This is a genomic window from Sphaerisporangium fuscum (assembly GCF_018531465.1).
Classification (GTDB): Bacteria; Actinomycetota; Actinomycetes; order Streptosporangiales; family Streptosporangiaceae; genus Sphaerisporangium; species Sphaerisporangium fuscum.
Genome location: NZ_JAHDTF010000027.1, coordinates 40,764 through 59,087, shown reverse-complemented (window position 1 = coordinate 59,087; position 18,324 = coordinate 40,764). Strand labels below are relative to the sequence as shown.

Annotated in this window: 17 protein-coding genes; 16 read left to right on the top strand and 1 reads right to left on the bottom strand. The window is 71.7% G+C overall.

Translation table 11 applies throughout. The features are described 5' to 3' along the window. From sufC to KIK05_RS31670, 5 genes are all read left to right on the top strand, one after another. Window positions 1-747, top strand: a complete 747-nt coding sequence (sufC, locus tag KIK05_RS31690; RefSeq protein WP_308249878.1) for a Fe-S cluster assembly ATPase SufC — start codon at window positions 1-3, stop codon at window positions 745-747. After that, a complete protein-coding gene (locus KIK05_RS31685) occupies window positions 744-2,006 on the top strand; it encodes a cysteine desulfurase (protein ID WP_214410796.1) in 1,263 nt (420 codons plus the stop codon). The genes sufC and KIK05_RS31685 overlap by 4 nt, the downstream gene beginning before the upstream one ends. A gap of 3 nt (window positions 2,007-2,009) precedes the next feature. Continuing rightward, window positions 2,010-2,447: a Fe-S cluster assembly sulfur transfer protein SufU gene (sufU, locus tag KIK05_RS31680; RefSeq protein ID WP_214410797.1), complete on the top strand. Its 438-nt coding sequence runs from the start codon at window positions 2,010-2,012 to the stop codon at window positions 2,445-2,447. Window positions 2,448-2,517: 70 nt separating this feature from the next. Beyond that, a complete protein-coding gene (locus KIK05_RS31675; RefSeq protein WP_214410798.1) occupies window positions 2,518-2,880 on the top strand; it encodes a metal-sulfur cluster assembly factor in 363 nt (120 codons plus the stop codon). A 481-nt stretch (window positions 2,881-3,361) separates the two neighbouring features. Then, window positions 3,362-4,942 (top strand): DEAD/DEAH box helicase, encoded by a 1,581-nt coding sequence (locus tag KIK05_RS31670; protein ID WP_214410821.1) that lies wholly within the window; start codon window positions 3,362-3,364, stop codon window positions 4,940-4,942. A 39-nt stretch (window positions 4,943-4,981) separates the two neighbouring features. On the opposite strand, the gene KIK05_RS31665 is transcribed toward KIK05_RS31670, so the two are convergent. Continuing rightward, window positions 4,982-5,998 carry a LacI family DNA-binding transcriptional regulator gene (locus tag KIK05_RS31665; RefSeq protein ID WP_214410799.1) on the bottom strand — a complete coding sequence of 339 codons (1,017 nt, stop codon included), beginning with the start codon at window positions 5,996-5,998 and terminating at the stop codon, window positions 4,982-4,984. Window positions 5,999-6,235: 237 nt separating this feature from the next. On the opposite strand from KIK05_RS31665, the gene KIK05_RS31660 reads away from it, so the two are divergent. From KIK05_RS31660 to KIK05_RS31610, 11 genes are all read left to right on the top strand, one after another. After that, window positions 6,236-8,635, top strand: a complete 2,400-nt coding sequence (locus tag KIK05_RS31660) for a glycoside hydrolase family 2 protein (RefSeq protein ID WP_214410822.1) — start codon at window positions 6,236-6,238, stop codon at window positions 8,633-8,635. 57 nt (window positions 8,636-8,692) lie between these two features. Further along, on the top strand, window positions 8,693-10,402 hold the full coding sequence (locus tag KIK05_RS31655) for an ABC transporter substrate-binding protein (RefSeq protein ID WP_214410800.1): 1,710 nt from the start codon (window positions 8,693-8,695) through the stop codon (window positions 10,400-10,402). A 3-nt stretch (window positions 10,403-10,405) separates the two neighbouring features. Next, a complete protein-coding gene (locus tag KIK05_RS31650) occupies window positions 10,406-11,386 on the top strand; it encodes an ABC transporter permease (RefSeq protein WP_214410801.1) in 981 nt (326 codons plus the stop codon). 3 nt (window positions 11,387-11,389) lie between these two features. Beyond that, complete coding sequence (locus KIK05_RS31645; protein ID WP_214410802.1) at window positions 11,390-12,253, top strand: ABC transporter permease; 864 nt, start codon at window positions 11,390-11,392, stop codon at window positions 12,251-12,253. Continuing rightward, complete coding sequence (locus tag KIK05_RS31640) at window positions 12,250-13,233, top strand: ABC transporter ATP-binding protein (RefSeq protein WP_214410803.1); 984 nt, start codon at window positions 12,250-12,252, stop codon at window positions 13,231-13,233. The genes KIK05_RS31645 and KIK05_RS31640 overlap by 4 nt, the downstream gene beginning before the upstream one ends. Beyond that, window positions 13,230-14,030, top strand: coding sequence for an ABC transporter ATP-binding protein (locus KIK05_RS31635; protein ID WP_214410804.1), 801 nt, complete (start codon window positions 13,230-13,232; stop codon window positions 14,028-14,030). The genes KIK05_RS31640 and KIK05_RS31635 overlap by 4 nt, the downstream gene beginning before the upstream one ends. A gap of 62 nt (window positions 14,031-14,092) precedes the next feature. After that, entirely contained in the window at window positions 14,093-14,356 is a 264-nt protein-coding gene (locus tag KIK05_RS31630) for a phosphoribosyl-ATP diphosphatase (RefSeq protein WP_214410805.1), read from the top strand. Window positions 14,357-14,527: 171 nt separating this feature from the next. Further along, entirely contained in the window at window positions 14,528-15,373 is an 846-nt protein-coding gene (gene hisG, locus KIK05_RS31625) for an ATP phosphoribosyltransferase (protein WP_214410806.1), read from the top strand. A 144-nt stretch (window positions 15,374-15,517) separates the two neighbouring features. Then, on the top strand, window positions 15,518-16,408 hold the full coding sequence (locus KIK05_RS31620; protein WP_214410807.1) for an ABC transporter ATP-binding protein: 891 nt from the start codon (window positions 15,518-15,520) through the stop codon (window positions 16,406-16,408). A 3-nt stretch (window positions 16,409-16,411) separates the two neighbouring features. Next, window positions 16,412-17,149 carry an ABC transporter permease gene (locus KIK05_RS31615; protein WP_214410808.1) on the top strand — a complete coding sequence of 246 codons (738 nt, stop codon included), beginning with the start codon at window positions 16,412-16,414 and terminating at the stop codon, window positions 17,147-17,149. 1 nt (window position 17,150) lies between these two features. After that, the gene (locus KIK05_RS31610) at window positions 17,151-18,293 is read left to right on the top strand and encodes a sensor histidine kinase (RefSeq protein ID WP_214410809.1); all 1,143 of its coding nucleotides are present in this window, start codon (window positions 17,151-17,153) and stop codon (window positions 18,291-18,293) included. Window positions 18,294-18,324 lie beyond the last annotated feature (31 nt).

The following is an 18,324-nucleotide window of genomic DNA, read 5'->3' as shown; positions in this document are numbered from 1 at the left end:
GTGTCCACCCTCGAAATTCGTGACCTGCATGTCGCCGTGGAGGACAAGGAGATCCTGCGCGGCGTCAACCTGACCGTCCGGGCGGGCGAGACCCATGCGCTCATGGGCCCGAACGGCTCGGGCAAGTCGACGCTCGCGTACGCGATCGCCGGCCACCCGAAGTACACCGTCACCTCCGGCACGGTCACCCTCGACGGCGAGGACGTCCTGTCCATGTCGGTCGACGAGCGCGCCCGCGCCGGCCTGTTCCTCGCCATGCAGTACCCCGTCGAGGTGCCCGGCGTCTCGGTGTCGAACTTCCTGCGCAGCGCCGTCACCGCCGTCCGCGGCGAGGCCCCCAAGCTGCGGGTGTTCACCAAGGAGCTGAAGGAGGGCATGGACGCCCTGGCCATCGACTCCGCCTTCGCCCAGCGCAACCTCAACGAGGGCTTCTCCGGCGGTGAGAAGAAGCGCCACGAGATCCTCCAGCTGGAGCTGCTCAAGCCGAAGGTCGCCATCCTCGACGAGACCGACTCCGGTCTCGACGTCGACGCCCTGCGCGTCGTCTCCGAGGGCGTCAACCGCTTCAGCGCCAGTGGGGAGACCGGCATCCTGCTGATCACCCACTACACCCGCATCCTGCGCTACGTGAAGCCCGACTTCGTCCACGTCTTCGCGGGCGGCCGGATCGTCGAAGAGGGCGGGCCGGAGCTCGCCGACAAGCTCGAGGCCGAGGGCTACGAGCGCTACACCAAGGCGAATGCATGACCTACAGCACGTTCGACGTGGAGAGGATCCGGAAGGACTTCCCGATCCTCTCCCGTGAGCTGCCCGGCGGCAGGCCGCTGGTCTACCTCGACTCGGGCAACTCCTCGCAGAAGCCCGCGCAGGTGATCAACACCATGCGCGACCACCTCGAGCAGCACTACAGCAACGTCGGGCGGGCCCTGCACGCGCTGGGCAGCGAGTCGACCGAGGCCTACGAGGGGGCGCGCGACAAGGTCGCGGCCTTCATCGGCGCGCCCAGCCGCGACGAGGTGGTCTTCACCAAGAACGCCTCCGAGGCGCTCAACCTCGTGGCCTACTCCTTCGGCAACCCGGCCTGCGACGACGAGCGGTTCAGGCTGGGCCCCGGCGACGAGATCGTGATCTCCGAGATGGAGCACCACTCCAACATCGTGCCCTGGCAGCTGCTCGTGCAGCGCACCGGCGCGACGCTGCGGTGGTTCCCGGTCACCGACGAGGGCCGTCTGGACCTGTCCGGCCTGGACGAGCTGGTGAACGAGCGCACCAAGATCGTCTCGATCGCGCACCAGTCGAACGTCCTCGGCACGGTCAACCCGGTCGCCGACGTCCTCGCCCGGGCCCGCCAGGTCGGCGCGCTGATGATGCTCGACGCCTCCCAGTCGGTGCCGCACCGCCCGGTCGACGTGACCGCGCTCGGGGTCGACTTCGTGGCCTTCACCGGCCACAAGATGCTCGGCCCGTCGGGCATCGGCGTGCTGTGGGGCCGCTACGACCTGCTGTCGGCCATGCCTCCGTTCCTCGGCGGCGGCGAGATGATCGAGGCGGTCTGGATGGACCACTCGACCTACGCCCCGGTGCCGCACAAGTTCGAGGCCGGCACGCCGCCGATCGTCGAGGCCATCGGGCTCGGCGCCGCCGTCGACTACCTCACGTCGATCGGCATGGAGGAGATCCAGCGCCACGAGCACGAGCTCACGGTGTACGCCCTGAAGGCCCTCGGGGAGTTCCCCGGCCTGCGCATCATCGGCCCGACCACGGCCGAGGACCGCGGCGGCATCGTGTCGTTCACGATCCCCGACGTGCACCCGCACGACGTCGGGCAGATCCTCGACGACACGTTCGGCGTGGCCGTGCGGGTGGGGCACCACTGCGCGCGCCCGCTGCACCTGCGCTTCGGAATACCCGCGACCACGCGGGCGTCTTTCTACTTGTACAACACCACGGACGAGATCGACGCACTGGTCCGGGGCCTCCACCACGTCCAGAAGGTGTTCGGATAAGAGATGATCGCCGAATCGCTCTACCAGGAACTCATCCTGGAACACTACAAGCACCCGCAGGGCCGGGGCCTGCGCGAGCCGTACGACGCCGAGGTCCACCATGTGAACCCCACGTGTGGTGACGAGGTCACGATGCGGGTGAAGGTGGGCGATGGCGGTAAGGTCGAAGACGTCTCCTACGACGGCCAGGGCTGTTCGATCAGCCAGGCCGCCGCGTCGGTGCTCCACGAGCTCGCGACCGGCCAGACCGTGGCCGACACCCTCGTGGTGGTCGACGAGTTCACCCGGCTGATGCAGGGCCGGGGTCAGGTGGAGCCCGACGAGGACGTCCTGGGAGACGCCGTCGCGTTCGCCGGCGTGGCCAAGTTCCCGGCCAGGGTCAAGTGCGCCCTGCTGGCCTGGATGGCCTACAAGGACGCGGTGGCGAGGAGCTCGTCGTGACACGGCGGGCCGATGCACCCGACGGCCGCGCCCGGCGCGCGGCCATGGAACGACGAGGCGAGGAGACGGCGTGAGCAAGCCTGTGGAGACCCCCACCGGGTACGACGGTGAGACCACTCTCGACGAGGTGCTCGAGGCGCTGAAGGACGTCGTCGACCCCGAGCTGGGCATCAACGTCGTCGACCTCGGCCTGGTCTACGGCGTCAACCTCGACCCGGGCGAGCCGGGCGGGGCTCCGGTCGCGACCCTCGACATGACGCTCACCAGCGCGGCCTGCCCTCTGACCGACGTCATCGAGGAGCAGGCGCACTCCGCCCTCGACGGCATGGTCTCCGATGTCAAGATCAACTGGGTCTGGCTTCCCCCGTGGGGGCCGGACAAGATCACCGATGAGGGGCGTGACCAGCTCCGCATGTTGGGCTTCAACGTCTGATCGCTCATGGTGATCGCCTCCGTCGCGAGGCGCCGTACCACGGCGCCCTCCTCGGAGGCACGGCGCGTCCCTGGCGCGCCGCCACGCCCCTCTGCCGGGCGTGGCCGTCCTTCGGACCGCCGGCCCTCGGACGCGACGGCGGGGCCTGGTCCCCGCCGCCCGCATCCGGAGGCCTCCGCCGGGTTCTGCGCGTGACGTTCGTCTCTCCCGGCCGGTCGTTCTCGCAGTTCCGCGCCCGTTTGTCGGCGCGGGGACGACCCCCTTGATCGCGGCCGCATCACGATCGGGTAGACTTCACTTGTCGCCCCTGATCATGAGCTCTGCTCATCACTTGCGGCCAGCATTTCGCGGCGTCCCCCTGGATCCCGCGTGTTCCCCGCACGGATGCCCGTGCGCCCCCGGCTCGTCCTTTCGCAGAAGTGACGTGCCATGTCTCTTCGACCGAAAGGCACGACCAATCGTGACCAGCACCAACGCCGCCATGCCCGCCGACGCCCGGATCGGCGACGGGCACGACGAGGACGCGCCCGCCGCGCGGACCGGGCAGGCGGTGTCCGAGACCCCCGCCGGGCCGCCGGAGTTCTCCCTCCTCGGCCTGCCCAAGCCCCTGATCGCCGCACTCGCGCGGCAGGGCATCGACAGCCCGTTCCCCATCCAGCGGGCCACCATCCCCGACATCCTCTCGGGCCGCCACGTCCTCGGCCGCGGCCAGACCGGCTCCGGCAAGACCCTGGCGTTCGGCCTGCCCACCATGACCCGCGTCGCCGGCACCAAGGCCGCCCCGCGCCGTCCCCTCGCGGTGATCCTCGTGCCCACCCGCGAGCTCGCCATGCAGGTCACCGACGCCCTGGAGCCCCTCGGGCGCGGCCTGTCGCTGCGCATGAAGACCGTCGTCGGCGGCATGTCGATGGGAAAGCAGATCGAGGCGCTGCGGCGCGGCGTCGAGATCGTCGTCGCCACCCCGGGCCGGCTCACCGACCTCATCCAGCAGGGCGAGTGCTCGCTGGACGACGTCCGGGTGACCGTCATCGACGAGGCCGACCACATGTGCGACCTCGGCTTCTTCCCGGTGGTCAGCGCGATCCTCTCGCGGACGCCGGCCGACAGCCAGCGGCTGCTGTTCTCCGCCACCCTCGACGGCGACGTCGACAAGCTCGTCCGGCGTTTCCTCAACGACCCGGTCACCCACTCGCTGGCCCCGGCCACCTCCCCGGTGGACACCATGGAGCACCACATGCTCCAGGTCACGCGGGACGACAAGTTCCCCGTCACCGCCGAGATCGCCAACCGCGAGGGCCGCACGATCATCTTCGTGCGCACCCAGCACGGCGTCGACCGCCTGGTCAAGCAGCTCGCCCGGGTCGGCGTCCGCGCCGGCGGCCTGCACGGCGGCAAGCGGCAGAACCAGCGCACCCGCATCCTCGCCGAGTTCCGCGAGGGCACGATCGGCGTGCTGGTCTGCACCGACGTGGCCGCGCGCGGCATCCACGTCGACGACGTCAGCCTCGTGCTGCACGTCGACCCGCCCACCGACCACAAGAGCTACCTGCACCGGGGCGGCCGTACGGCCCGCGCGGGCGAGCGCGGCACCGTGATGACGCTGGTGCTGCCGAACGAGCGCCGCTCCGCCGAGTCGATGACCCGCCGCGCCGGGGTCGAGCCGCACCGCCTGAAGGCGACGCCGGGTCACCCGCGCCTGGCCGAGGTCGCCGGCGCGCAGCAGCCGAGCGGCATCGAGATCCCCGTCTGGGAGCCGCCGGCCCCGGCCGCCAAGCGTCCGCGCCGCGAGGGGGGCCACGGTGGCGACCGCCGCCCGCGCCGCTTCCACGACCGCTCCCGCGAGGGCGGCGACCGCCGTGAGGGCGGCTTCGGCGACCGCCCGTCGGACGGTTACCGTTCGGGCGGTTCCCGCGGTGAGCGTCCGTCCGAGGGCTACCGTTCGGGCGGCTCGCGCGGCGGCGACTTCCGCGGCGAGGGCCGCGGCGATCGGCGCCCCGAGGGTCGCGGCTCGGGCTTCCGCGGCGGCCGCCAGGGTTCCACCGACCGCGGCCGCACCCGCTGACCTTCCTCGAAGTGAAAGGCCGCTCCTCCGCCGAGTGATCTACCTCGGTGGGGGAGCGGTGCTGCCACGGGGGGTGAGGCGGGCCGGGGGGGTCTCCAGGCCCGTCACCTGGTCGCCGGCGATCAGCGAGAGCAGCCGCCCGGCGGCGTGGGCGCCGTAGGCGGGGATGTCGCGGGTCAGGGCGGTCAGCGGCGGGCGTACGACCTGTGCCAGCGGCGAGTCGTCCCAGGCGACGACCGACAGGTCGGCCGGGACGTTGAGCTGCATCTCCTGCGCGACCGACAGCCCGGCCACCGCCATGATGTCGTTGTCGTACACCACGGCCGTCGGCCGGGCGGGGGAGCTGAGCAGCCGCCTGGTCGCTCGCGCGCCCTCCTCGCCGGTGTAGTCGGTGTGCACCGTCACGGCCTCGCCGAGGCCGAGCTCGGCGCAGACGGCGGCGAAGGCCCGGTCGCGCTGCATGGTGTGCAGGAGCCTGGGCAGCCCGGCGACCCGGGCGATGCGCCGGTGGCCCAGCGCGGCGAGGTAGGTGACGGTCTCGCGCACGGCGGCCTCCTCGTCGGACCACACCGGGAGCAGCGAGCCGGCCTGCGAGGGATGCCCGACCACCACGACCGGCATGCCGAGCGACTCCATCACGGGCACGCGGGGGTCGGCCAGGTGCAGGTCGACCAGGATCGCGCCGTCGACGCGCCCCTCACCCCACCAGCGGCGCCACAGCGCGATCTCCTCGTCATGGTCGGCGACGACCTGGAGCATCAGGGCGTACGACCGGGCCGACAGCTCGCCCTCGATGCCGCTGATCAGCTCCATGAAGAACGGCTCGACGCCGAGGAAGCGGGCGGGGCGGCACAGGGCGAGCCCGACCGTGTCGGCCCGGGCGCCGTTGAGGGCGCGGGCGGCGCTGTTGGGGCGCCAGCCGATCTCCTCGGCGATGGCCATGATGCGCGCCCGGGTGGACGCCGACACCCCCGGCTGGCCGTTCAGGGCGTAGGAGACCGCGCCCTTGGAGACGCCCGCCCGCCGCGCGATGTCGGCGATCGTCGGTCGTTTCACTCCTTGCCCCTTCGCTGAACCGGTCCAGACCGATCTCGTGCGTACATTACTACGCCTGCTGGGCTGCGCGAACGCCTTCCTCCCGCCGGCCGCCGGAACGCCGGGCCGGAGCGGCCTCCCGCTCGACCGTTGACACTCCCGTCACATGCGTCGTACTTTCACGTTACTTATCCGGTTCAGCAGCATCACCCGCGACCCGGCCTCCCGTCGCCGGCGTCGAAGGAGGGACACGTGAGCATGCACCGCCCGCTGCACGACGGCTGGACCCTCACCGCCGCATCGGACGAGGTGGACATCGCCGGCGTCCCCGCGACCGTCCCCGGCTGCGTGCACACCGACCTGCTCGCGGCCCGGCTCATCGACGATCCCTATCTCGACGGCAACGAGAACCGGCTCACCTGGATCGGCCGCACCCCCTGGACGTACGCCACCTGCTTCACCTGGCGGCCGGGCGAGGAGGACCGGGCCGACCTGGTGTGCGAGGGCCTGGACACCGTCGCCACCGTCGTGCTCAACGGCACCGAGCTCGCGACCACGGCCAACATGCACCGCTCCTACCGCTTCCCGGTGCGCGAGCTACTGCGCGAGGGGGACAACAGCCTGGAGGTGCGGTTCGCCTCGCCGTACGCCTACGCCGAGGAGCGGCGCGCCGCGCTCGGCGACCGGCCCGCGGCCTACGCCGAGCCCTACCAGTTCATCCGCAAGATGGCCTGCAACTTCGGCTGGGACTGGGGTCCCACGCTGGTCACCTCCGGCATCTGGCGGCCCGTCGGCCTGCACTCCTGGCGCGGGGCGCGCCTGGCCGCCGTACGTCCCCTGGTGACCCTGGAGGGACGCGACGGCCGGGTCGAGGTGCACGTCACCGTGGAACGGGCCCGCGAGGAGCCGCTGACCGTGACCGCCTCGGTGGCCGGGGTGAGCGCCGAGGCGCGCCTGGCGCCGGGGGAGAGCCAGGCCGTGATCACTCTCGCGGTGCCGGAGCCGAGGGTGTGGTGGCCGCGCGGGTACGGCGGGCAGCCGCTGTACCGGCTCACCGTGCGCCTGGCCGGGGACACCGCGGCCGACACCTGGACCCGATCGGTGGGATTCCGCTCGGTGCGGCTCGACCGGGACGGCGGCGCGTTCACGTTCGTCGTCAACGACGTGCCGGTCTTCGCCCGGGGCGTCAACTGGATCCCCGACGACTGCTTCCCCTCACGTCTGACCGCGCAGCGCCTGGCCGGGCGGATCGACCAGGCCTGCGCGGCGGGGGTGAACCTCGTGCGCGTGTGGGGCGGCGGCCTGTACGAGAGCGGCGCCTTCTACGACCTGTGCGACCGGCGCGGCCTGCTGGTCTGGCAGGACTTCCCGTTCGCCTGCGCCGCCTACCCGGAGGAGGAGCCCTTCGCCTCCGAGGTCGAGGCGGAGGCCCGGGAGAACGTCGTCCGGCTGGCGCCGCACCCGAGCCTGGTGCTGTGGAACGGCGGCAACGAGACCATCGAGGGATTCTCCGACTGGGGCTGGAAGGAGAGGCTGGGCGGCCGTACCTGGGGGGCCGGCTTCTACTTCGACCTGCTGCCGAGGGTGGTCGCCGAGCTCGACCCGACCCGGCCGTACTGGGCGGGCAGCCCCTACTCCGGCGCGCCGGACCTGCCCCCGAACGACCCCTCCCGCGGCACCGTCCACATCTGGGACGTCTGGAACCGTGAGGACTACCTCCGCTACGGCGCCTACCGCCCGAGGTTCGCCGCCGAGTTCGGCTTCCAGGGCCCGCCGGCGCACGCCACACTGCGCCGCGCGCTGGGCGAGGACGCGCCGGAGCCGGGCTCGCCCGGCCTGGCGGCTCACCAGAAGGCCGACGAGGGCGACGCCAAGCTGCTGCGGGGCCTCGGCCGCCACCTGCCCGCCCCCGAGGGCTTCGACGACTGGCACTACCTGACCCAGCTGAACCAGGCGCGGGCCGTGGCCTTCGGCGTCGAACGGTTCCGCGCGCTCGCCCCGTACTGCATGGGCACCGTCGTCTGGCAGCTCAACGACTGCTGGCCGGTGATCTCCTGGTCCGCCGTGGACGGCGACGGCCGCCGCAAGCCCCTGTGGTACGCGCTGCGCCGCGCCTACGCCGACCGGCTGCTGACCTTCCAGGACGACGCGCTGGTGGTGGTCAACGACAGCGCCGCGGAGTGGGCGGGAGAGCTCATGGTGACGCGGCTCTCCCTGCAGGGTGACCCGCTGGCCAAGGAGTCCTTCCCCGTCGCGGTCCCGCCGCGCACGGTCGTCCCCGTGCCGCTCCCGGAGACTCTGCTCACCCCCGCCGACCCGGCCCGGGAGCTGCTCGCCGCCCGCCTCGGCGCCCGGGAGGCGCTGCGGTTCTTCGCCGAGGACCCGGAGGTGGACTTCCCCGCGGCGGAGTTCGACGTCAGGGCCGAACGCGCGCCGGGCGGCGCCCGCGTCACCGTCACCGCGCGGACGCTGGTGCGCGAGCTGGCGATCTTCGCCGACCGGTTCCACCCGGACGCCGAGGTGGACGACATGCTGCTCACCCTGCTGCCCGGCTCGGCCGCGACGTTCGAGGTGCGCGTCCCCGGCGACCCGGACCTCGCCCCGCTGACCGCCCCTCCGGTGCTGCGCTGCCTGAACGAACGCCAGCGGGCGTCCTGACCGCTGAACCGCTTAAGAAAACAGGTTTCCGGCGACTCCTACCCCCCGGGAGAAGAAATGAGACCACTCACCGGCAGGCGCCTTCCCGGCGCGCTCGCGGCGGCGGCCCTCGCGCTGAGCCTCACCGCCGCGTGCAGCGCCGGCGGCGGCCCGCCCGTCGCGGCGGGCGGCGGCGCGAGCGCGAAGTCCTCCGCCCCCGCCTCGGCCCGCATCCTCAACGTCCACACCGGCGGCAGCGGCCAGTTCACCCCGAACTACAACCCCTTCACCCCGGCCCCCCTGCCCGGCGTGCAGGGCATGATCTACGAGCCGCTGATGTTCTTCAACCAGGCCAGGTCCGGGGACGTCCAGCCGCAGCTGGCCACCGCCTACCGGTTCGCCGACGGCGGCCGCACCCTGACCTTCACCCTGCGCGAGGGCGTGAAGTGGAGCGACGGCGAGCCCTTCACCGCCGACGACGTCGCCTACAGCTTCACCCTCGCCAAGGACAACCCCAAGCTCAACAGCGGCATCAACTCCGGCGGCAACGTGCTCGCCTCCGTCACCGCCGCCGACCCCACCCACGTGACCCTGAAGTTCACGCGGCCGGCCTACACGCGGCTGTGGAACATCGCCGGACAGTCGTGGATCGTGCCCCGGCACGTCTGGGAGAAGATCAAGGACCCCGCCGGCGACACCAACGACCATCCCGTCGGGACCGGGCCGTTCGTGCTCGGCACCTTCGCCCCGCAGAGCTACGTGTTCAAGAGGAACCCCCTCTACTGGGAGCCCGGCAAGCCGAAGATCGCCGGCCTGCGCTTCTGGTCGTTCAACGGCGGCGACGCCGCCACCACGGCGCTGGCCGCCGGGCAGCTCGACTGGACCGGCCTGTTCATGCCCGACCCCGACAAGCAGTACGTCGCCAAGGACCCCGCCCACAACAAGTACAAGAACGAATCGTTCCTGTACGTCACCAACCTGGTCCCGAACCTCACCAAGGCGCCCCTGGACGACCTCGCCGTCCGGCAGGCGATCAACGTGGCCCTGGACCGCAAGAAGATCATCGAGCTGGCCTTCGCCGGCCTCGGCACGATGCCGAGCCCGCTCGAACTCGTCCTGCCCCAGTACCAGGACTACGTCTCCCCGAAGTACGCCGGCGCCCAGGTGGAGTACGACCCGGGCAAGGCGCGCGGCATCCTCGAACAGGCCGGATACCGGCGCGGATCCGACGGCGTCTACGCCAAGGACGGCAAGCGGCTGTCGATCACCTGCACCGTCGTGAGCGGCTGGACCGACTACATCAGCGCCATGCAGGTCATCAAGCAGGAGCTCAAGGACGTCGGCATCGAGTTCGCCGCCAAGGAGGTCTCCTTCAACGCCTTCACCGCCGCCCAGACCAGCGGCGACTTCCAGATGCAGATCTGGAACGGCTACGGCGGCCCCAGCCCGTACTACATGTACAACAACATCCTCAACAGCGAGAACGTGCCTCCCCTGGCCCAGAACCAGGCGCGCTGGAAGAACGCCGAGGTCGACGCCGCGCTGGAGGCCATCGCCCAGACCCCGCCCGAGGACACCGACGCCATCAAGCAGCAGATCCACCGGATCCAGGACCAGGTGATGGCGCAGGTCCCCTACATCCCGATCCAGCAGTCGAGCGCGCTGGCGGAGTTCCGCACCGTCAACGCCACCGGATGGCCGAGCGAGGAGAACCCCTACGCCCTCGCGCTGCCGTTCTACACCCCCGACGGCGCCATCGTCGCCAAGAACCTCGTCCCGACCGGCTGAGCGATGGGCTACCTGCGCCGCAAGCTGGCCTTCTACGCGGTCGCGCTGTGGGCGGCCGTGACACTGAACTTCCTGATCCCACGCCTGATCAAGGGCAACCCGGTCGACATCATGCTGTCGCGGGTGCAGGGCCAGCCGATGCCGCCGGAGGCGAGGAGGGCGCTGGAGCTGCAGTTCGGCGTGAGCCACGACCCGCTGTGGCAGCAGTACCTCGGCTACCTCGGCAACCTGCTGCGGGGCAGGCTCGGCCTGTCGGTCACCTACTACCCGACCCCGGTCGGCACGGTGATCGCGCAGTCGCTGCCCTGGACGCTGGCCCTGGCGGGCGTCTCGCTGGTGATCACGGTCGCCCTCGGGCTCGGCCTCGGCACGCTCGCCGGGTGGCGCCGGGGCGGGCGGCTGGACGCGCTGGTCCCGGCCACCACGTTCATGGCCGCGATCCCGTACTTCTGGCTCGCCCTGATCCTGCTGTACGTGCTCGGGCTCGGCGCGGGCCTGTTCCCGCTGAACGGCGGTTACGACTACGCCGGCGTCACCATGGGGCCGAACCTCGCCTTCCTGGGCAGCGCCGTCTACCACGGCGCGCTTCCGGCCCTCACCGTCGTGGTGTCGTCGGTGGCCGGCTGGATGCTCGGCATGCGCAACATGATGGTCTCCACCATGGCGGAGGACTACGTCGTCATGGCCGAGGCCAAGGGGCTGCCGCCGCGCCGGGTCATGCTGGCGTACGCCGCGCGCAACGCCGTGCTGCCCAGCGTCGCGGGCTTCGCGGTGTCGCTCGGCTTCGTGGTCAGCGGCCTGCTGGCCACCGAGGTCGTTTTCGCCTACCCCGGCATCGGCTTCGCCCTGCTGCAGGGGGTGCAGAACGCCGACTACCCGCTCATGCAGGGCATCTTCCTGATCATCTCGCTGGCCGTGCTCGGCGCCAACCTGCTGGTGGACCTGCTGTACGGCGTGATCGACCCCCGCACCCGGAGGGCCTGAACGATGGCAGCCATCGCCGCCGCCCCACCCGCACGCGCGACCCGGTTCCGCCCGTCCGGCAAGCTCGCCGCCGGGCTCGTCATCGTCGCCTGCTTCGTCCTGGTGGCCGTGCTCGGCCCGCTCCTCGCCGGCGACCCCGACGCGATCGGGTACGAGCGGCTCGCCCCGCCGTCGGCGTCCCACTGGCTCGGCACCACCAACACCGGTCAGGACGTGCTCGCCCAGCTGATGTCCGCCACCCGGGGATCGCTGCTCATCGGCGTGATCGTCGGGGTCCTCGCCACCGTGGTCTCCCTGCTGGTCGGCGTGCTCGGCGCCTACCTCGGCGGCTGGTTCGACGAGGGGTTCTCGCTGCTGAGCAATGTGTTCCTGGTGATCCCGGGCCTGCCGCTCGTCATCCTGATCACCGACTACGTGGAGACGACCGGGCCGGTCGCGATCGCCCTCACCATCACGCTCACCAGCTGGGCGGGCCCGGCGAGGGTCGTCAGGGCGCAGACGCTGTCGCTGCGCGGGCGCGACTACGTGGACGCCGCCCGGGTCAGCGGTGAGCCCGGCTGGCGGATCATGGTGTTCGAGATCCTGCCGAACCTGCTGCCCGTCATCGCCGCCCAGCTCGTGTTCGCGGTGCTCGGCGGCATTCTCCTCGACGCCGCCCTGTCGTTCCTCGGCCTGGCCGGCGGGTCCGCCGGCTCCTGGGGCAGCATGCTCTACTTCGCGCAGAACGCCTCGGCCCTGTCGACGGGCGCCTGGTGGTGGTTCGTCCCGCCGGGGCTGTGCATCGCGGTGCTCGGCGCGGGACTCTCCCTGGTCAACTTCGGGATCGACGAGATCGTCAATCCCCGGCTGCGGAAGGGCGGCGCATGAACGTCCTGTCGGTACGCGACCTGAGCGTGGTCTACGGCGGCGAGCGGCCCACGCGCGCCGTGCGGGAGGTGAGCCTGGAGCTCGCCAGGGGCGAGGTCCTCGGCGTCGCGGGGGAGAGCGGGTGCGGCAAGTCCACCCTCGCCTACGCCGTCACCCGGCTGCTGCGTCCCCCGGCCGCCGTCACCGCCGGCGAGATCGTCTTCCGGACCCGGGAGGGGCGGGAGGTGGACGTCCTCGCCCTCGGCCCGCGGGAGCTGCGGGCCTTCCGCTGGCGCCGGATCGCGATGGTCTTCCAGAGCGCCATGAACGCCCTCAACCCGGTGCTCACCGTGCGGGACCAGCTCGCCGACGTGTTCACCGCCCACGAGCCGGGCATGGGCAGGCGCGAGCGCGAGGAACGCTGCGGCGAGCTGCTCGACATGGTCGGCATCGACCGGAGCCGGCTGTCGTCCTACCCGCACGAGCTGTCCGGCGGGATGCGGCAGCGGGTCCTCATCGCGATGGCCATGGCGCTGCACCCCGACGTCGTGGTGCTCGACGAGCCGACCACCGCCCTGGACGTCGTGGTGCAGCGCGACATCCTCCGTCGGATCGACCGGCTGCGCGAGATGCTGGGCTTCTCGGTGATCTTCATCACGCACGACCTGTCGCTGCTGCTGTCGATCAGCGACCGGCTCGCGATCATGTACGGCGGGCGGATCGTCGAGACGGGGCCCGCCGCCGCCGTCCGGGCCGCCCCGGCCCACCCGTACACGGCGGGGCTGCTCGGCTCGTTCCCCAGCCTGCGCGGCCCCCGGCGGGTGCTGCACGGCATCCCCGGAACCCCTCCCGACCTGTCCGGGGAGACGCCCGGCTGCGCCTTCGCCCCGCGCTGCGCGCACGCCTTCGACGCCTGCGGCGCGGTGACCCCGCCGCTCGTCCCGGCCGGCGGCACCGTGGCCGCCTGCCTCAAGCACGACGACGGGGGAGGACCCGCGTGACCACGCTCACCGCCGACGAGCTGACCAAGCACTACACGATCAGGGACGGGCGCGGCAGGCGCACGCTGCGGGCCGTGGACGGCGTCTCCTTCACCCTTCGCTCCGGCGAGACGGCGGCGCTGGTCGGGCAGAGCGGCAGCGGCAAGTCGACGGTCGTCCGCATGCTGGCCCGGCTGACCGAGCCCACCTCCGGCGCGATCCTGCTGGACGGCGAGCGGGTGCGCTCGGCGCGGCGGTACCGCAAGGACGTCCAGATGGTGTTCCAGGACCCCTTCGCCTCCCTCAACCCCGCCCACACCGTGGGCTACCACCTGCGCCGCCCGCTGCGCCTGCACGGTACGGCCGCCGACCTGACGCGCGGCGTGCACGAGCTGCTCGAACGCGTCGGGCTGACCCCGGTCGAGAGGTACGCCCGCAGGCTCCCGCACGAGCTGTCGGGCGGCCAGCGCCAGCGCGTCGCCATCGCCAGGGCCCTCGCGCCGCGCCCCAAGGTGCTGCTCGCCGACGAGCCGGTGTCCATGCTGGACGTGTCGATCCGGCTGGAGATCCTCAACCTCGTCGACGAGCTCAAGCGCGAGCAGGACCTCGCCGTCCTGTACGTCACGCACGACCTGGCCACCGCGCGGTACTTCTCCTCGACCATCATGGTCATGAACGAGGGGCGCGTCGTGGAGCGCGGCCCGAGCGACGACGTCATCCTGCGCCCCGCCCACCCCTACACCAGGCTCCTGGCGGAGGCCGCCCCCGACCTGTCGGCGCCCGCCGAGGCGACGCGATCACCGGAAATGGGTGCCTAGCACGTGTTCCGCCCGGGGCAGACTACTCTTGGCAGGGCAGGCACGCCTACGTGAGAGAGATCATGAAGACCTTCGAAGAGCTGTTCGCCGAGCTGTCGGAGAAGGCGCGCACCCGTCCCGCCGGGTCGGGCACCGTCGCCGCCCTGGACGCCGGTGTCCACGCCATCGGCAAGAAGGTCGTGGAGGAGGCCGCCGAGAGCTGGATGGCGGCCGAGCACGAGACCACGGACCGGGCCGCCGAAGAGATCTCCCAGCTCCTCTACCACGTGCAGGTCCTCATGATCGCCCGAGGCATCGGGCTCGACGAGGTCTACAAGCATCTCTAGACCTGTTTTCCGCACGAGCCCGACTCTCCCTGATCAGACGCTGTGGTCCGACACCATCAGTGGCCGGTCCAGGTCGACGAGGGCGATGTGCGGAAACCAGGTCTTGCCGGCGCCGCCGGCCTTCCCGACGACCGACCTCGTCCGCCCGACCCGAAGGATTCCCTTAACGCCATGCTCCGCCTCGCCGTACCCAACAAGGGCGCCCTCACCGAGGCCGCCCAGACCATGCTCAAGGAAGCCGGTTACCGTCCCCGCAGAGACTCCAAGGAGCTCGTGGTCGTCGACCCCGCCAACTCCTGCGAGCTGTTCTTCCTGCGCCCCCGCGACATCGCCGTCTACGTCGGCGAGGGCACGCTCGACGTCGGCATCACCGGCCTCGACATGCTGTACGACTCCGGCGCGCCCGCCGAGGAGATCATGCCGCTCGGCTTCGGCGTCTCCACCTTCCGCTTCGCCGCCCGGCCCGGCGCGTTCTCCTCGGTCAAGGATCTCCAGGGCATGCGCATCGCCACCTCCTACGCCGGGCTGCTCGGCAAGCACCTGGCGGACGAGGGCGTCGAGGCCCGCATCATCAAGCTCGACGGCGCGGTCGAGACCGCCATCCACCTCGGCGTGGCCGACGCGGTGGCCGACGTCGTCGAGACCGGCACCACCCTGCGCAACGTCGGCCTGGAGGTCTTCGGCGAGCCGATCGCCCACTCCCAGGCCGCGCTGATCAAGCGCACGGGCGCCGAGCAGACGCCGGGGGTCGAGCAGTTGATCCGCCGCCTGCAGGGTGTGCTGGTGGCCCGCGACTACGTCATGATCGACTACGACATCCGGGCCGAGCGCATCGACGAGGCCATCGCGATCACCCCCGGCATGGAGGGGCCGACGGTGTCCCCGCTGCACCGTGAGGGCTGGGTCGCCGTCCGCGCCATGGTGCCCCGCAAGGACCACCAGCAGATCATGGACCAGCTGTGGGAGATCGGCGCCAAGGCCGTCCTGGTCACCGCCATCTTCGCCTGCCGCCTCTGAGCCACGTGGCCGCGCCGGTCCCGCCGTCCGCGCGGGCGGGACCGGCGCCCTACGGCCGCCGGTGGCGCGCGATGACAAATGTCATCGCCGACGCCGGACGAGAGGCACTGATGATCTTTCCGCCTCCTGCCTACGGTTGACCCCATGAACGCCATCGCCCTCACCGAGGTGAGCAAGAGCTATGGTGAGGTCCACGCCGTGAACGGCCTGAACCTCACGATGGAGGCGGGCCGCACGGTGGCCCTCCTCGGGCCGAACGGGGCCGGCAAGTCCACCACGATCAACATGCTGCTGGGCCTGATCCGCCCCACGGCCGGAGAGGTCCGCGTCTTCGGCCGCACCCCGGACGAGGCGGTCGCCCACGGGGAGATCGGCGCGATGCTGCAGGAGGGGACGCTGATCCCCGAGCTGACCGTGCGCGAGCTGGTCGACTTCATCCGCCGCCTGTACCCCGATCCGCTGCCGCTCGACCAGGTGCTCCAGGTCGCCGACCTGACGGCCCTCGCCTCCCGGCGCGCCGGCAGGCTCTCCGGCGGGCAGGCCCAGAGGGTGCGCTTCGCCCTCGCCATCGCCGGCGCGCCCAGGCTGCTCGTCCTCGACGAGCCGACCGCCGCGATGGACGTCGAGTCGCGCCGCGCCTTCTGGGCCGGCATGCGCGACTACGCCGCCCAGGGCCGCACGGTCCTGTTCGCGACCCACTACCTGGAGGAGGCCGACGAGAACTCCGACCGCGTGATCGTGGTCGCCGGCGGCAGGGTCGTCGCCGACGGCACGGCGGCGGAGATCAAGGCCGGGGCCGGGGGCAGCTCGGTGGCCTTCTCGCTCGACGGGCAGTCGTCCGCGGGCCTGGACGCGCTGCCGGGGGTCACCGCCGTCGAGATCCTCTCCGGCACCGTCACCCTGCGCACCGCCGACGTCGACGCCACGGTCGCCGCGCTCTACCGGGGCACCACCCTGGACGTTCGCGATCTGCGGATCGACGGGGCCGACCTGGAGGACGCCTTCCTCACTCTCACCCGGTCCGCGGAGGTCTGACCCATGCTGAACTACGTCAAGCTCGAAGCCACGCGGATGCTGCGCAACAAGCGCTACGTCATCTTCGTCGTCGCCTTCCCGATCGGCTTCTACCTGCTGTACTCCAACCTCTGGGGCGACCAGGTCGACGAGAGCACCGGCGTGAAGGGCGCGGTCGTGCTCATGGTGTCGATGGCCGCCTACGGCGCGCTGGCGGCGTCCATCATGTCCACCGCCGTGCCGTGGTCGCAGGAGCGGCAGACGGGATGGCTGCGCCAGCTCCAGATCACCCCGCTGCGCAGCTGGACGATCATCGTGACGAAGCTGGTCACGTCGCTGCTGCTGGTGCTGCCCTCGCTGCTGCTGGTGGCCCTGGCCGCCGTGGTCACCCAGCACGTCTCGCTGTCGGCGGGCCAGTGGGCCGGGCTCATCGCCGCGATGTGGGCCGGGACGATCCCCTTCGCCGCGCTCGGCCTGACCATCGGCTCGCTCGTGCCGCCCGACACCGCGCAGCCACTCGCGATGATCGGCATGTTCGGGCTGGCGCTCCTCGGCGGGCTGTGGTTCCCCATCGCCCTGATGCCGCCCGTCATGCGGAACATCGCCCAGGTGCTGCCCTCCTACGACTACGCGAACATCGGCTGGCAGATCGTCGCGGGGCACGCCCCGGCGGGGTCGGCGGTCGCGGGCATCGCCGCCTGGGGGGTCGCCCTGTGCGCCCTGGCGCTGTTCGCCTACCGCAGGGCCACCGTCCGGGCCTGAGATGGGCGACCTGCGCAACATCTTCACCTTCGGCGGGACGGACGAAAGGCCGTCCCGCTGGCGGCGGCTGATCGGCCTCTCCGTGGGCCTGATCTACCTGTTCTATCCGGCCTCCGACATCACCTCCGGGGCGACCACCGGGACCGAGGCGTACTGGGCGGTGGCGTCGCTGGTGGCCTTCCTGGTGAGCTACGTCGCCACCGTGCTCAGCCCGAGGGGCTACGGCCGGCCGAGCCCCTGGACGCTCCCGCTGCTCTGCCTCACCACGCTCATGGCCGTGGTGTTCCCCCTCGTCTTCGGCGGTGCGTGGCTGACCTTGCCGGTCTACATCGCCATCATGCTCAGCATGGCGCTGCCTCCCCGGCAGGCGTTCGCCGGGGTCGGCTGCATGGCGCTGATCGTGCTGGTGGAAGGCCTCATCGTCGGCGCCGGGGACGCCATCCCGGTGCTGGAGTTGCAGGTGGTCACGCTCGGCGTGCTGTTCATGAGCATCCGCAACACGCGCATGCTGGTGGTCGAGCTCCGGCAGGCCCAGGACGAGGTGGCGAGGCTCGCGGCGAGCGAGGAGCGCCTGCGCATCGCCCGCGACCTGCACGACCTGCTCGGGCACAGCCTGTCGCTGATCGTGCTCAAGAGCGAGCTGGCCGGGCGGCTCGCCGAGCAGGGGTCGGACAAGGCGGTGGGGGAGATCCGCGACGTGGAGTCGGTGGCCCGGCTCGCCCTGCAGGAGGTGCGCGAGGCCGTGACCGGCTACCGGCGGCGTGGCCTGTCCGAGGAGCTCGACAACGCCCGCTCCGCGCTCGCCGCGGCCGGGGTGCGGGCGGTCGTCCGCACCTTGGGCACCCCGCTCCCCGACGTCCTGGACGGGTTGTTCGGCTGGGCCGTGCGCGAGGGCGTCACCAACGTCGTGCGGCACGCCGGAGCGTCCAGCTGTGAGATCACCGTGGCCTTCCAGGACGGCGGGGCGAGCATGGAGATCGACGACGACGGCACGCAGGCCGGGCCGTGCCGGCCGGGCAGCGGGCTGACCGGGCTCACCGAACGTGTCCAGGCGGCCGGTGGGACGGTTGAGGCGGGCCCGCGGCCCGGCGGTGGTTTCCGTCTGCGGGTGGCCGTCCCGGCCGCCGTAGAATCTCGCACCTGACGTCCTCGCCCGTCACCGGAGAGCGGGCGCA

Excerpts from the sequence above, each read along its gene's own strand:
- KIK05_RS31685 (WP_214410796.1), top strand. The coding sequence starts at position 744 with ATGACCTACAGCACGTTCGACGTGGAGAGGATCCGGAAGGACTTCCCG.
- sufU (WP_214410797.1), top strand. The coding sequence starts at position 2,010 with ATGATCGCCGAATCGCTCTACCAGGAACTCATCCTGGAACACTACAAG.
- KIK05_RS31670 (WP_214410821.1), top strand. The coding sequence starts at position 3,362 with ATGCCCGCCGACGCCCGGATCGGCGACGGGCACGACGAGGACGCGCCC.
- KIK05_RS31660 (WP_214410822.1), top strand. The coding sequence starts at position 6,236 with ATGCACCGCCCGCTGCACGACGGCTGGACCCTCACCGCCGCATCGGAC.
- KIK05_RS31655 (WP_214410800.1), top strand. The coding sequence starts at position 8,693 with ATGAGACCACTCACCGGCAGGCGCCTTCCCGGCGCGCTCGCGGCGGCG.
- KIK05_RS31650 (WP_214410801.1), top strand. The coding sequence starts at position 10,406 with ATGGGCTACCTGCGCCGCAAGCTGGCCTTCTACGCGGTCGCGCTGTGG.
- KIK05_RS31645 (WP_214410802.1), top strand. The coding sequence starts at position 11,390 with ATGGCAGCCATCGCCGCCGCCCCACCCGCACGCGCGACCCGGTTCCGC.
- KIK05_RS31640 (WP_214410803.1), top strand. The coding sequence starts at position 12,250 with ATGAACGTCCTGTCGGTACGCGACCTGAGCGTGGTCTACGGCGGCGAG.
- KIK05_RS31630 (WP_214410805.1), top strand. The coding sequence starts at position 14,093 with ATGAAGACCTTCGAAGAGCTGTTCGCCGAGCTGTCGGAGAAGGCGCGC.
- hisG (WP_214410806.1), top strand. The coding sequence starts at position 14,528 with ATGCTCCGCCTCGCCGTACCCAACAAGGGCGCCCTCACCGAGGCCGCC.
- KIK05_RS31620 (WP_214410807.1), top strand. The coding sequence starts at position 15,518 with ATGAACGCCATCGCCCTCACCGAGGTGAGCAAGAGCTATGGTGAGGTC.
- KIK05_RS31615 (WP_214410808.1), top strand. The coding sequence starts at position 16,412 with ATGCTGAACTACGTCAAGCTCGAAGCCACGCGGATGCTGCGCAACAAG.
- KIK05_RS31610 (WP_214410809.1), top strand. The coding sequence starts at position 17,151 with ATGGGCGACCTGCGCAACATCTTCACCTTCGGCGGGACGGACGAAAGG.